Annotated in this window: 7 protein-coding genes; 6 read left to right on the forward strand and 1 reads right to left on the reverse strand. The window is 65.8% G+C overall.

Annotated features, from left to right (window positions below; all coding sequences use genetic code 11):
* Positions 1-288: 288 nt before the first annotated feature.
* From H8S47_RS07250 to H8S47_RS07275, 6 genes are all read left to right on the forward strand, one after another.
* Positions 289-1488, forward strand: coding sequence for an ROK family transcriptional regulator (locus H8S47_RS07250; protein ID WP_187503227.1), 1200 nt, complete (start codon positions 289-291; stop codon positions 1486-1488).
* 366 nt (positions 1489-1854) lie between these two features.
* The gene (locus H8S47_RS07255) at positions 1855-5037 is read left to right on the forward strand and encodes a TonB-dependent receptor (RefSeq protein ID WP_187503228.1); all 3183 of its coding nucleotides are present in this window, start codon (positions 1855-1857) and stop codon (positions 5035-5037) included.
* An 83-nt stretch (positions 5038-5120) separates the two neighbouring features.
* A complete protein-coding gene (locus tag H8S47_RS07260; RefSeq protein WP_328805454.1) occupies positions 5121-6215 on the forward strand; it encodes a glycoside hydrolase family 43 protein in 1095 nt (364 codons plus the stop codon).
* 122 nt (positions 6216-6337) lie between these two features.
* A complete protein-coding gene (locus tag H8S47_RS07265; RefSeq protein ID WP_187503269.1) occupies positions 6338-8599 on the forward strand; it encodes a GH92 family glycosyl hydrolase in 2262 nt (753 codons plus the stop codon).
* 14 nt (positions 8600-8613) lie between these two features.
* Entirely contained in the window at positions 8614-10044 is a 1431-nt protein-coding gene (locus tag H8S47_RS07270; RefSeq protein WP_187503229.1) for a glycoside hydrolase family 125 protein, read from the forward strand.
* A 21-nt stretch (positions 10045-10065) separates the two neighbouring features.
* Complete coding sequence (locus tag H8S47_RS07275) at positions 10066-12408, forward strand: GH92 family glycosyl hydrolase (RefSeq protein ID WP_187503230.1); 2343 nt, start codon at positions 10066-10068, stop codon at positions 12406-12408.
* An 81-nt stretch (positions 12409-12489) separates the two neighbouring features.
* On the opposite strand, the gene H8S47_RS07280 is transcribed toward H8S47_RS07275, so the two are convergent.
* Positions 12490-14799: a GH92 family glycosyl hydrolase gene (locus tag H8S47_RS07280; protein WP_187503231.1), complete on the reverse strand. Its 2310-nt coding sequence runs from the start codon at positions 14797-14799 to the stop codon at positions 12490-12492.
* Positions 14800-14895: the final 96 nt, after the last annotated feature.

Below are 14895 nucleotides of genomic sequence, written 5' to 3' on the forward strand. Positions count from 1 at the left end.
CCTCTATTCGTTCGGTCGTCAGACTGGCTTCATCGCCAGCTCTTGCGCAACCGCAGAAGTGGATTAGAACATCAAATTGGATAATTCAAACGAACAGTTTGGAAGCGGGGGGATGCAGAACATGGTCTTCGGATCGGGGCGATATGCCGCGTATACACCGGATGCGAATAGTGCGCGCTTGCCAAGCCTTCGCAATCGCGGGATCACTTCGCCGCCAGCATCGAAGTCGCGACGTCGCGACGGACGGCGGCTTCGTCTTCTGTTCTCCAGCATGGATGATCGGTCCGCATGACTCTTCAAACGCCGCCGCGTCTGTCGGGGACCAACCTCGAGCGTGCCGCCGATCACAACCAGCGCGTGACGCTGCATGCCATTCGCCTCGGCGGATCGCTGACGCGGATCGACCTCGCGCGGATCACCGGGCTGACCGGGCCGGCGATCGCCAACATCACGCGGCGGCTGTTGCAGGAAGGGATGATCGAGGAGGCCGGCCAGCGTCGCGGTGGACGCGGCCAGCCGCCGACCAAACTCGTCGTTCGGGCCGACGCGTGCTACTCGATCGGCGTCAATATCGACCGCGACCATATCACGATCGTGCTGGTCGATTTCCTCGCGCAGATCCTCGCGCGCAAGTCGATCGAGATCAGCTTCGCGCTGCCCGACGACGTTCGCGATCTTTTCCGGCGCTCGGTGCGCCAGATGCTGAAAACCGCGAAGGTCGATCCCGCCAAGCTGGTCGGCATCGGCGTCGCGCGGCCGGATGATCTTGCGCTCGTCGCGATGCCGGGCCGCCCCGCAGCCTATGCCGCGTGGGACGGGATCGACATGGCGGCGCTGTTCGACAAGCCGTTGTCGCTGCCCGTGTTCGTCGAGAACGATGCCGCCGCCGCTGCGATGGGCGAGATGCAGCTCGGCTTCGGACAGAATTACAGCAGTTTCTTCTACATCCTCGTCTCGTCGGGACTTGGCGGCGGTTTCGTTGCGGATGGCGCCTATGTTCGCGGCACGCACGGACGCAGCGGCGAACTCGGTTTCATGGCAGCGGGCGGCGGCAAGCGGGGGCGCGAAACCGTGCAGAAACTCGTCTCGCTGTCCGGGCTTGCCGAGCATCTGGCGAGTTCGGGGTTCGAGATCGGGCAGGTGCTGCATCAGTCCGAGTGGGCGCCGGACGTCGAACTTTGCCTTGAGGAATGGGTGGAGCGGGCAGCGCACACGCTGTGCACGCCGCTCGACGCGATCAACTGCCTGATCGATCCGGCGGTGATCCTGATCGGCGGGCGCCTGCCGAGCCGGTTGGTGGAGCGGGTGGCGGAGCGCGTGAATATCCTGATCCGGGACGCGACCGATGCGCCCGCGATCGCGCCGGTTCGTCGTGCCGCCTTGTCGGAGGATGCGCCGGCGGTCGGTGCGGCGATCCTGCCGTTCAGCCACTTCCTGCTGCCCAAGGCCGCTGCGCTCTGGAAGGATTCGGGCGCACCGGCGGACTGACGCGGATCGCCGGTTTCGCCACCGCTAATGTCGACTGATCGAACCCTGCGCTTGGCGTTGGGGAGGGGGCGGCTGCACGTCGGTGGCGCGCGACTATGCGAGAGTGGCGTGAATCCTCTCGATGTCTTCACTCAGACTAACGGCGCGCCGAAGGGTATTCGTCGAGTTACGTCCGCAACGGGCCAAAACTAGTGCAACAATCTATTTGACAATTTGCTTTTACAATTGGCAAATAGCGGCGTCGAGACTGCACGCCGACAGGATCCGATTCAACCGGACGGCCCAACCGAAAACGGTGGGCAGGCGCGCTATTCGCAGGGGTAAGCGAGGGGGCGCAGGCGTCCTCGCGAGGAAGAGGAAAGTCTGATGACCGTAAGCAAAGTCTCGCGTTCAAGCATCGTGCGTGATCGTTTCCGTCGGCCATGTCTGCTGGCGACGGTCAGTCTTACTGCGGCCTTGGCCAGTACCGCCCACGCGCAACAGGCCGCGCCGCCGGTGCCGCCGACGGTCGTCGCACCCCAGACCGACCCCGCAACTCCGCCCCAGCCGACCACGCCTGCGCCCGCCACGACTGCGCCCGCTACGACTGCACCCGTCACGACTGCGCCCGCCACGACTGGGCCCGCCTCGACCGCAACTGTGGAATCCGGCCAGACCGCCGGCACCATCCAGCCCGACGGCGCGCCGCAGGCCGACGGTACCGTCCAGCCGGAAGAAGCCGGGCAGGACATCGTCGTCACCGGCTATCGTCGCTCGATCGAGAAGAGCCTCAACCAGAAGCGCGAGGCCAACGCGTTCGTCGACGTCATCACCGCCGAGGACGTCGGCAAGTTCCCCGACAAGAACGTCGCCGACGCCTTGCAGCGCGTTCCGGGCGTCGTCATCACCCGCGACGGCGGCGAAGGCAGCCGCGTCAGCATCCGCGGCCTCCAGTCGGGCCTGACCCTCACCCTGCTCAACGGCAATTTCCTCGCCGGTGCCGACAGTGGCGAGCCGCAGCGGTCGTTCAACTACGTCCTGCTTCCGTCGACCTTCATCGCCTCCACCGAAGTCTATAAATCGCCCGAAGCGCGCCTCGAAGAAGGCGGCGTCGGCGGCACGATCATCCTCAACACGCGGCGGCCGTTCGACGTGCCCGCCTGGTCGGGGTTCGTCTCCGCCGAAGGCACCTATTCGGACACCACCGAGAAATACGAGCCGCAGCTCGGCGGCCAGGTTTCGTGGAAGAACAAGGAGGAGACGTTCGGCCTGCTGGTCGGCGGCGTCTGGCAGAAGCGCACCAACCGCGAACTGCGCAGTTCGTCGGAAAGCTGGCTGTGGTGGAGCGACCGCGACGCGCAGGGCAATGTCCTGACACCCGCGACCGACGTCAACGGCAAGGCCTTCGAGAACAACGACGCGATTTCCTACTGGCCGGGGCAGGGCACGACCGCGCGCGATGGCACGCATTATTCGGGCTATTGGGCGCCGCAGTCGGTCAATGCCGAAGTCTTCGACCAGGAGCGCGAGCGGTACGGCGTGCAGGCCACCGCGCAGTTCCGCCCGTTCGAAAACGTCACCGTCACGTCCAACTATTTCCGGTTCGGCTATTCCAGCGACTACACCTCGAACGTGCTGAAGATCCCCGAATGGGGCTATAACGATTTCTTCACCGGCGCGACGCTCGACAAGAGCGGGACGATCTTCCAGTCGGCGAACTTCGCGGTGCCGGCGCCTGGTACGGGCTGCCTCGCCCGCGCGACCCCGTGCACGATGGAAACGCCGCAGATCGCCGGCACGTACAGCCGCGAGAAACAGGTTTCGAACACGTTCGAGACCGAAGTCAAATACAGCCAGGATCGTTTCGATGCTGTCCTGAAACTCGGCAAGACCAAGTCGAGCGGTGGCCCTTCGGTGCGTTTCAGCGCCGCCGCCAAGCCGCGCCTGACCACCCCCGGGCAGGAGCAGAACGGCAATCTGGTCAGCAACTGGGATATCTCAGACGGCATCGCCAATTTCGAGTTCTCGCCCGAAATTCAGAATAACATCCGCAACGGCATCGCGCAGATCGACGTCGGCTCGACGAACTCTAGCTTCGTCAACAGCGACCTCGGCCAGCGTTATGCGCAGCTCGACCTGACGCGGCGCTTCGACGGGTTCCTGAAATCGGTGCAGATCGGCGGCAAATGGCGGGACCTGAAGATCGGCCGCGAGACCGGTCGCAACGACTGGTATGCCGATCCGGCAACCTTGCTCCGCTATCAGGATACCGCAGCCGGCGCCGTTGCGCGTCCCGAATTCTTCTACGCAAACCAGATCGGCAACATCAACGGCGGCTTCAACGCCAATGTCGTGCCGGGCATCAATTTCGACGAATATCTGAACTATCTGAACTCGACCTACGGCCAGGCCGTGCGCGTGTACGAGCCCGATTTCGTCTATTCGCTGGGGGAGCGGGTCTTCGCCGGTTACGCCCAGCTGAACTTCGGAACGGGCGGTCTTCGCGGGAACGTGGGTCTTCGCGTGGCCAACACGAAACAGTCGGGCAACACGTCCGATCGCCTGCAATATCTCAACGATTACTGCGTCAACGGACCCGGCGGCCCGACCGATCCCAACCGTCCGCTTGGTCCCGACGGCAATTGCCAGGTCCTGCCGCTCAGCGTGCGCGAGACGATCGTCAACACGCGCGCCGACCAGTCGAAGACCTACACGGACTGGCTGCCGAGCTTCAACGTGTCGTACGAGGTCACGCCCGACCTCCTCGTCCGCGGTGCGGTCGCCAAGGTCATCGCCCGGCCGTCCTTCGCGGATCTCGGCTCACAGCGCTCGCTCACCTTCCGCTCGGATGCCTATGCGTTCGATCGCGGCCAGTTCGGCGAGTTCGCCGGCTGGTCGGGCAGCGGCGGCAATTCGGACCTGAACCCGTTCTCGGCGTGGCAATACGACCTCGGCATCGAATGGTATTTCCACCGCGGTTCGGTGCTCGGCGCGACCTTCTTCCGCAAGGACGTTTCCGATTTCGTGGTGCCGCTGGTCCTCAACGTCACGCGCGACGTCAACGGAACGCAGCAACTGATCCAGCCTTACTCGACCGTTGCGAACGGTTCGGACGCGCGGTCGCAGGGCGTCGAGCTGTACGCGCAGCACACGCTGCCCTTCGGTCTCGGCGCGCAGGTCAACTTCACCTATAACGACACGTCGGTGGCGGACGTCACGCTCGACGGCCAGAAGGTCGGCTCGTCCGCGTTGGTCGGCAGCGCCAAGACCCAGGTCAACGCCTCGGTCTTCTACGAACATGGCAAGGTGTTGCTGCGTGCATCGTACAACCGGCGCGGCGAAGTCGTCGGCGGGTTGCAGTCGGGCCTGAACGAATACACCGATCCCTATGCGCAGGTCGATCTCAACGCAGCGTATGCGCTGACCGACCGGCTGAACCTCACCGCTTCGGTGATCAACCTCACCAAGGCCGAGGAAAGCCGCCACCTCGGCAACGACACGAAGGACCGCTTCACCTACCGGAATTACTTCGGTCGCCGGGCCTATGTGGGCGTCTCGTTCAACTTCTGATGACTTGGCACGACAGGCTTTTCACTCGGGTGGCGCCTTCGCGGCGCTACCCTCCCTTTTCTCGCGGCGCCACGTCGAAGGGCGTGGGAGAAACGCGCGGGCGGCGCGGGGTTCGGATCGCGCTGACCGTGTCCGCGCTGCTGATGTGCGGTCTGGCCAGCGCGTCGAACCCGATCGTTCCCGGCTGGTATGCCGATCCCGAAATCCGCGTGTTCGCCGGGCGCTACTGGATCTATCCGACCTATTCGGATCATTACGGCAAGCCCGACGTCACCAGCCGCTTCTCGGCCGCGCAAAAGCTCGCCCGCCAGCGCAAGACCGTGCGCCCGTCCTACGGGATGCAGACCTTCTTCAATGCGTTCTCGTCACCCGATCTGGTGCGCTGGACCAAGCACGACCACGTGTTCGACGTGCGGAACGCGGCCTGGGCGGCCTATGCGATCTGGGCGCCGTCGGTGATCCAGGCGAATGGCCGCTATTACATGTTCTTCAGCGCCAACGACATCCAGAGCGATACGGAGCTTGGCGGGATCGGCCTCGCGGTCAGCGATCGGCCCGGGGGTCCGTTCAAGGATGCGATCGGCAAGCCGCTGGTCGGCGCCTTCCACAACGGTGCGCAACCGATCGACCCGTTCGCGTTTCGTGACCGGGACGGCCAGGTCTATCTGTTCTACGGCGGCTGGAAGCATTGCAACGTCGTCCGACTCAGCGCGGACCTGAAACGCATCCTGCCGTTCGCGGACGGTTCGAAATACAAGGAAGTGACGCCGCCCGGCTATGTCGAGGGCTCGTTCATGATCGAGCGCAAGGGCGTCTATTATCTGATGTGGTCGGAGGGCGGCTGGACCGGCCCGGACTACAGCGTCGCCTATGCGACCGGGCCGGGACCGACCGGGCCGTTCACGCCGCGCGGCAAGATCCTGTCGCAGGACCTCCGCATCGCGCGCGGCGCCGGGCATCATTCGGTCGTCAACGTGCCCGGGACCGACGACTGGTACATCGCCTATCACCGCCGCCCGCTCGACACCGATCGCGGCGAACACAGGCAGATCGCGATCGACAGGATGGTCTTTGCCGCCGATGGTCGGATCGAGCCGGTGGTGATGACCGATGCGGGCGTGAAGCCGCGACCGATCGGCGTGCAGAAGCCGACACGAAATTCAGGGAGAGCGATGTGAGAAACAGGGCGATCGCCAATTTGCGCGGCACGGTAGCGGCGGTTGCGTCGCTCGCTCTCGTCGCGCCAGCGCCGATAGTGGCCCAGACCAAGGCGACGGCCGCCGCGTCGGCCAACGGCGCGATGCAGCCGCAGGACCAGCCTTCGGTCGATCTGGTCAACCCGCTGATGGGGACCGATTCCGACTACACCTTGTCCTACGGCAATACCTATCCCGCGGTGGCGGTGCCGTGGGGGATGAACTTCTGGACGCCGGTCACCGGCAAGACGAACAGCGGCTGGGGCTACACCTACGACGCGAACAAGATCAACGGCATCAAGCAGACGCACCAGCCCAGTCCGTGGATGAACGATTACGCCGCGTTCTCGCTGATGGCGACGACCGGCGCGCTGAAGGTGAAGGAGGACGAACGTGCGTCCTGGTACAGCCACAAGGCGGAGGACAGCCGGCCGTACAGCTACAAGGTCTATCTCGCCGATTACGACGTGACCGCGGAGGTCGCGCCGACCAACCGCGCCGCGCAGTTCCGCTTCACCTTCCCGCAGAGCAACGACGCGCACATCATCCTCGACGGCTATGCCGGCGGCTCGATGGTCTCGATCGATAAGGCCAGGCGCCGCATCACCGGCTATGTCCGCAACAACCACGGCGGCGTGCCCGACAATTTCCACAATTACTTCGTCGCCGAATTCGACCACGACTTCACCGTCAGCCAGACCTGGGACGGCAAGGGCCAGGTCAGCGCGACGTCGACGCGCGAGGGTGACCATGTCGGCGCGGTCGTCAGCTTCAAGACGCGCAAGGGCGAGCAGGTCGGCGTCAAGGTCGCGTCGTCGTTCATCAGTCTCGAACAGGCCGAGCGAAACCTGCGCGGCGAGATCGGCGGCGACGGGTTCGATCAGACCAAGACGAAGGCGAAGGCGATCTGGCAGCGCGAGTTCGACCGCGTTCAGGTCACCGATCCCAACCTCGACAACCGCCGGATCTTCTATTCCGCGCTGTACCGCATGCTGCAGTTCCCGCGGATGTTCCACGAGGTCGATGCCAAGGGCCAGACCGTCCACTACAGCCCGTATGACGGCAAGGTGCACCCGGGCTTCCTCTACACCGACAACGGTTTCTGGGACACGTGGCGCGCGGTCTTCCCGTTCTTCGCGCTGATGTATCCCGAGCGCGACAGCGAGATCATGCAGGGGCTGGTCAACACCTACAAGGAGTCCGGCTGGCTGCCCGAATGGGCCAGCCCCGGCCACCGCGACGTGATGATCGGATCGAACTCGGCCAACCTGATCGCCGACGCGTATCTGAACGGCGTGCGCGGGTTCGACGTCGAGACGCTGTACCAGGCGATGGTCAAGAACGCGACGACATCGCAGGGCCGCCCGGTCGACAAGAAGGGCAAGGTCGTCGGCGCGGTCGGGCGCGAGGGCGTCGAATATTATAACCGGCTCGGCTATGTGCCCTATGACGTCGGCATCAACGAGAATGCCGCGCGCACGCTCGAATACGCTACCGCGGACTTCTCGATCTCGCGGCTTGCGGCGGCACTCGGCAAGACCGAGGATGCGAAGCTCTACGCCACGCGCGCGCAGAATTACCGCAAGCTCTACGATGCGCAGAGCGGCTGGATGCGCGGTCGCAACAAGGACGGGAGCTGGTCGACGCCGTTCAGCCCGTACAAATGGGGCGATGCCTTCACCGAGGGCAATGCGCTGCATTACAGCTGGTCGGTGATGCAGGACGTGCAGGGTCTCGCCGACCTGATGGGCGGGCGCGAGGCGTTCGTGAAGCGGCTCGATTCGATCTTCACCACGCCGCCGATCTTCGACGACAGCTATTACGGGCAGACCATCCACGAGATCCGCGAGATGCAGATCGTCGACATGGGGCAATATGCGCACGGCAACCAGCCGATCCAGCACATGACCTATCTCTACGATTGGGCCGGCGCACCGTGGAAGACGCAATATCACGTCCGCGACGTGATGAAGAAGCTCTACTCGCCCGCGCCCGACGGCTATCCGGGCGACGAGGACAACGGCCAGACCTCGGCGTGGTACGTGTTCTCCGCGCTCGGCTTCTACCCGGTCACGCCTGCGGTCGGGCAATATGCGATCGGCAGCCCGCTGTTCCAGACCGTGAAGCTAACCATGCCGGGCGGCAAGACGCTGACGATCGAGGCGGCGAACAATGGCCCCGGCAATGTCTACATCCAGTCGGCGAGCTTCAACGGCACCCCGCACGACAAGCCCTGGCTGACGCGCGCGGCGTTGCAGCAGGGCGGCACGCTACGGTTCGTGATGGGGCCGACGCCGAACACCGCCTGGGGTGCGGCAAAGGCCGATGCGCCGTTCTCGATGAGCGCACCGGTGGCGGGACGTTGACCATGGAGACCGGAATGCGCCTTCGTCGACGCGACGTGATGACGGGCGCCGCCGCGCTGGCCGTAACCGCCAGCCTCCCGCGCGCCGCCGCCGCCGCGCCCCTCGTGAGCAAGCGACCGCCGCGCGCGCAACGTCGCTTCGTCAGCCTCGCGGTCGAGGCCGAGATCGCGCGCGTGAAGGCGAAGATCGCCGACCCCGAACTCGCCTGGCTGTTCGAGAATTGCTACCCCAACACGCTCGACACCACGGTCAAGGTCGGCACGGTGGACGGCAAGCCCGATGCGTTCATCATCACCGGCGATATCGAGGCGCTGTGGCTGCGCGACAGTTCGGCGCAGATGCAGACCTATGTGCACCTCGCGCCGAAGGATGCCGGCCTGCGCCGTGTCTTCACCGGGCTGATCGCACGGCAGGCGCGGTGCATCCTGATCGACCCCTACGCCAACGCGTTCATGGAGGATCCGACCGCCAAGTCGAACCTCGGCGCGCGGACCGACCAGACCGACATGAAGCCGGGCGTCGCCGAGCGGAAATGGGAGATCGACTCGCTATGCTACCCGATGCGGCTCGCGCACGGCTATTGGACCGCGACGCGCGACAAGACGCCGTTCGACGATCTGTGGGCGAAGGCGATGCGCCGTGCGGTCGCGACCTTCCGCGAACAGCAGCGCAAGGACGGCAAGGGCCCGTATCATTTCCAGCGCCTGAACGTCTCGCCGACCGAGACGCTGATGTTCGAGGGTTACGGCGCCCCGACGCGGAAGGTCGGCCTGATCCATTCGATGTTCCGCCCGTCGGACGATGCGTGCCTCTATCCGTTCCTGATCCCGTCGAACCTGTTCGCGGTGTCGGCGTTGCGTATGCTGGCGACCGTCCAGCGCGAGGCGCGCGGCGATACGGCGGGCGCGACCGACAGCGAAGCGCTGGCGACCGAGGTCGAGGCGGCGTTGCGCGCGCACGGCCGGATGCCGGACGGGCAGGGCGGCGAGGTCTGGGCGTATGAGGTCGACGGCTTCGGCAACGCGATCTTCATGGACGACGCCAACGTGCCGAGCCTGTCGGGCCTGCCGCTGCTCGGCGCGGCGGATCGCACCGACCCGCTGTTCCGCCGCACCGCCGCGCTCGCCTGGACCGACCGCAACCCGTATTTCTTCACCGGCACCGCCGCGCGCGGGATCGGCGGGCCGCATATCGGGCTCGACATGATCTGGCCGATGTCGATCGTCACGCACGCGATGAACAGCGACGACGAGGCCGTGATCCGCCAGTGCCTGACGTGGCTCAAGACCACGCACGGCGGCACCGGCTTCATGCACGAATCCTTCAACAAGGACGATCCGGCCAAGTTCACGCGCAGCTGGTTCGCCTGGGCCAATGGCCTTTTCGGCGAGCTGATCCTCGACCTCGAGCGCCGCAAGCCTGCCTTGCTGGCCGCCCGCTACTGATATGAATTCCGGGAGATACGCATGACCACCGCCAACCGCCGCCAGGTGCTCGCCGGCACCGGGCTCGCGGGCCTCGCCGCCGCGTTGCCCGTCACCAACGCCGCGGCCGCGCAGGCGCCGGTCGCGGGCAAACCCGATCTGTTCGTCGGCACCGGCGGGCACGGCCATACCTATCCCGGCCCGTCGTTGCCGTTCGGGATGGTCCAGCTCGGCCCCGACACCGACAACAGCCGCTGGGATGCGTGCTCGGGTTATCACCAGGACGATGGCTCGATCATGGGCTTCAGTCACACGCATCTGTCGGGCACCGGGATCGGCGACATGCTCGACGTCCTCGTGGTGCCGACGCGCGGGCCTCTGCAGCTGAAGCCCGGCGCGCTGGGAAAACCCCAGGAGGGGTATCGTCAGCGTTTCACCGACGAACTCGCGGAACCCGGCTATTATCGCGTAAAGCTCGAATCGGGCGTGCTCGCGGAACTCACCGTGACCGAGCGGACCGGCCACCATCGCTACAGCTTCCCGCAGGGGCCGGGGCACATCCTGGTCGACTTCGCGCACATGATCCTCGACGTCTGGGACAAGGGCACGTTGATCGACGAGGCCTCGCTGACGCTCTCCCCCGACGGCATGCTCACCGGCAGCCGCCGCGTTCACCGCTGGGCGAAGGGACGGCGCATCCATTTCGCGATGCAACTGTCGCGCAAGCCCGACCGCGTCCAGTTCTTCGGCGACGACGACACGCCGGCACCGGCGGGTGCCAAGGGCGTCACCGGCAACCGCCTGAAGGTCGCGTTCTTCTTCGATCAGGCGGGCGGCGCACCGATCCTGATCAAGACCGGCATCTCCGCGGTCGACGTCGCCGGCGCCAAGGCCGCGCTCCAGGGCGAAGCGGCAGGCTGGCAGTTCGATGCGGTCCGGCGCTCGGCAGCGCGTATCTGGCAGACCGAACTCGACCGCGTCCGCGTCGACGGCGGTACGCCCGAACAGCGCACGATCATGGCGAGCGCGCTGTATCACGCGTTCCTCTCGCCGACGCTCTTTACCGACCGCGACGGCCGCTATGTCGGGCTCGACCGCAAGGTGCACCAGACGACCGCCGCCGAGCCCGCGTTCAGCACCTATTCGATGTGGGACACCTATCGTGCGCTGCATCCGCTGCTCACGCTCGTCCAGCCCGACAAGGCGGCGCAGTTCACCCGCGATCTCGTCCGCCAGACCGTGCAGAGCCCGACCGGATCGCCGGTCTGGCCGCTGCAGGGCGTCGAGACCGCCTGCATGATCGGCTGGCACTCGGTGTCGGTACTCGCCGAAGCCTGCGCCAAGGGGATCGAGGCGGATTACGCCGCCGCGTGGCCGCAGATCCGCAGGCGCGCGTTCGATCGCACCTTTCCGGACATCGACAGCACGCTCGGCCGCGGCTTCTATTACGACCTCGGCTTCGTGCCCGCGGACAAGACGTGGGAGTCGGTCAGCCGCACGCAGGAATATGCCTATGACGACTGGGCGATGGCGGTGCTCGCCGAGGCGGCAGGCGCCAAGGCCGACGCCGCTGTGCTGCGCAAGCGCAGCCTCAACTACCGCAACGTCATCGATCCCAAGATCGGCTTTGCCCGGCCGCGCTTCGCCGATGGCAGCTGGTGGGTCGATTACGACCCGATCCAGCTCGGTCACAACCCCGAGAAGCAGCGTGATTATACCGAGGCGAACGGGTGGCAGGCGACATTCCTCAACCAGCACGACGCCTATGGCCTGATCGCGCTGTTCGGCGGCGATGCGGGGTTCGTGAAGAAGCTCGACGCGCTGTTCACCGCACCGTCGACGCTCCCCAAGAATGCGCCGCCCGACATCACCGGGCTGGTCGGCCAGTACGCGCACGGCAACGAGCCGGATCAGCACGCCGCGTATCTCTACGCCTATGCGGGCGCGCCGTGGAAGACGCAGGCGATGGTGCGTCGCCTGCTGACCGAGATGTACAAGGCCGATCCCGACGGCGTCATCGGCAACGACGATTGCGGCCAGATGAGCGCGTGGTTCATCCTGTCGGCGCTCGGCTTCTATCCGGTCGATCCGGTCAGCGGCGTCTATGTCTTCGGCTCGCCGCTGTTCGACGCGGCACAGGTCGATCTCGGCGCGGGGCGCAGCTTGCGGGTCGTCGCCAAGGGCAATGCCCCGGCCAGCCCCTATGTCCAGTCGGTCCGCTGGAACGGCAAGCCCTGGACGCGAAACTGGATCGCGCACGCCGATCTCGCGCGCGGTGGCGAGCTGGAGTTCACGATGGGACCGAAGCCGTCGTCGTTCGGCACGGCCAAGGCGGACCGCCCGCCGTCGTTCGAACCGCCATCGTTCGAAGCTAAGCGGCGATAGATAAAAAGACGCCTCGGGAACGACGTTCCCGAGGCGCTGAACCGTTCGCCGGCAAGGGGGGGAGCCGACGAACTCCCCTCGCTATGACGCGGGCGGGGACAAGGACGGGGGCGCATCCGCAACGGCGCTCCCCCAATTCGGATTGGGTCTGGCGCCCATGACCAGTTCCAGCCGGGCGCCATCCTTTACGTCCGCATGGCTGAACCAGGGCTTCGTCCACGGCTTGCCGTTCAGCGTCGCCGACTGGATATAGATGTTGGTCGGCGAGTTGCCGCGGGCGACGATCTCCAGCGTCCGGCCGTTGCCGAGACGGAGCGCGACCTCGTCGAACACCGGACTGCCCAGCACATAGACGTCGCTCGACGGATCGACCGGGTAAAAGCCCATCGCGCTCAGTGCATACCAGGACGACGTCGCGCCCTGATCGTCCATCCCGGGATAGCCATAGCCGGACGCATCGCTGCCATAGAGCGTGTCGAGGATACGCCGCGTGAGCGCCTGCGTCTTCCACGGCTGGCCGCTCCACGGATAGAGATACGCCGCGTGCTGGTCGGGCTGGTTGCCCTGCACGTACTGCCCGATCAGCCCCGTGCAATCGCGGCAGATACCGGTCGGCGTATAGGGGGTCGCAAAGAACCGATCGAGCTTGGCGTTGAACCTCGCGCGTCCGCCGAGCGCCGTGGCGAGCCCCTGCACGTCGTGCGGGACGAGCCACAAGGTCGACCAGCCCGATGCCTCTTTCATCATGTAGTTGTAATAGGGCTCCTGCGGATCGAACGGCGCGATCCATTTGCCATCGGCAGTGCGGCCACGGATGAACCCGATCGAGGGATCGAACACGTTGCGCCAGTTGGACGCGCGCGCGCGGAACAGTTTTGCGTCGTCGGTCTTGCCGAGCCGCTCGGCGAAGTCTGCCATCGCATGGTCATCCCACGCATATTCCAGCGTCGTCGCCGCGCCGGCCTTTCCGCCGGCATAGGGTGGGCTGGGATTGCCCGGTGGAATCTCGTCCGCGATCCAGCCGTTGCGCTGGTATTCCGCCAGATAGCCGCGCGGGCCTTTCGGATCGACCGCGTTGCGGCGGAGGAACTCGTACGCGGCGGCATAGTCGAAGGCGATGCCGCGCTTCCACGCGCCGAGATACAGGAATACCGCATTGTCGCCGTGGAACGAGGTGTTCATGTACCCCCGCTCGCGCGCCATATCGAGTTCGGAGCGCATCACGTTCTGGACCAGCTCGGGCTCCATCAGCTCCAGCAGCACGATCTGGTTGCGCCCGGTATCCCAGAACGGCACCGGCCCGTACCGGTCATAGGTCGCGGTCCGGGTCTTGCCGTTGGTGTCGGTGAAGCGCTCGCCCTTGTGCGCCAGCAAACGCGGGCTGGCGAAGGACTGGAACAGCGTCGAGTAGAACAGCATCCGCTGTTTGGGCGTACCGCCCTTCACCTGCACGCGGTTCAGCAACGCGGCCCATGTGTTCGCCGCCGCCTGGTGGACGCCCTCGAAATTCCACCCCGGCTGTTCCTGTCGCAGGCGTCGTTCGGCGTCGGCAAAGCTCTGGCCATGTGCGATCTTCACCAGCACCGTCTCGTCCTGCCGGGTGGTGAAGTTCAGGTATGTGCCGGCGAAGCTGCCGGTGATCTTGCGCGATGCGGGGACGACGTCCTTGTCGCCGATGCCGTAGCCGCGGCTGTTGCCGGGCGACTTGCGAAAGGTGCCATAGCCGCTGAACGGCTTGGAGAATTGTGCCACGAAATAGCGGCCGTCGCGCGCATCGTCGTCGCCCCGTTCCGCCGCGATGCCGCGCACCTGGTCGTTGCCGATCACCTCGACCTCGCCGCCGCGGCCGGGCAGGTTGATGATCAGGTGCGATCGCTGGCTGGCCGGAAAGGTGAACCGCATCAGGCTGGTCCACTGCGTCGCGGTCAGTTCGGCGCGCGTCCGAAACGTGTCGAGATAGACCGAATAATAGCCCGGCCGCGCGACCTCCTTCGCCTTGTCGTAATAAGCCTGGGTATAGGCCGGCGGCACCGTCCAGTCGCCCACCACCGGCATGACGATCGGTTGCGCGCGCGCGCCATAGGACGGCCCGCCGCCGCCGGTGAAGCCGATCATCGTAGGGCTGGGATAATGATAGGGCGTGGCGACTCCGGTCGGATAGGTCGCCTCGACGTTGACGTTGACCGGCGCTGCCTCGACCGAGCTGTTGGGCAGTCGCGCGCCGGGCGAGGTGATCCCCGAATAGACCGGCTCGCCCGGCGGTGGCGCGTTGCCGATCAGCTCGGGGCGATCGAGCGGCGCGGTGCCGACGAGCGGGTTGGCTTCTTCGACCGGCGATTTGTCCGATCCGGGGGAATGCTGGCCGTTCGCCCCACCGAGGGGCGCCAGCATCAGGATCGCAGCGACCGCCGTGGTTCGCCGCGCTATCGATAGGCTGGGGGCGACACGCGTCCGCGGGGACGGGGGCGGGGCAGGGCGTGTTGTATC

It is taken from the genome of Sphingomonas albertensis (assembly GCF_014358075.1).
Taxonomy (GTDB): Bacteria; Pseudomonadota; Alphaproteobacteria; order Sphingomonadales; family Sphingomonadaceae; genus Sphingomonas; species Sphingomonas albertensis.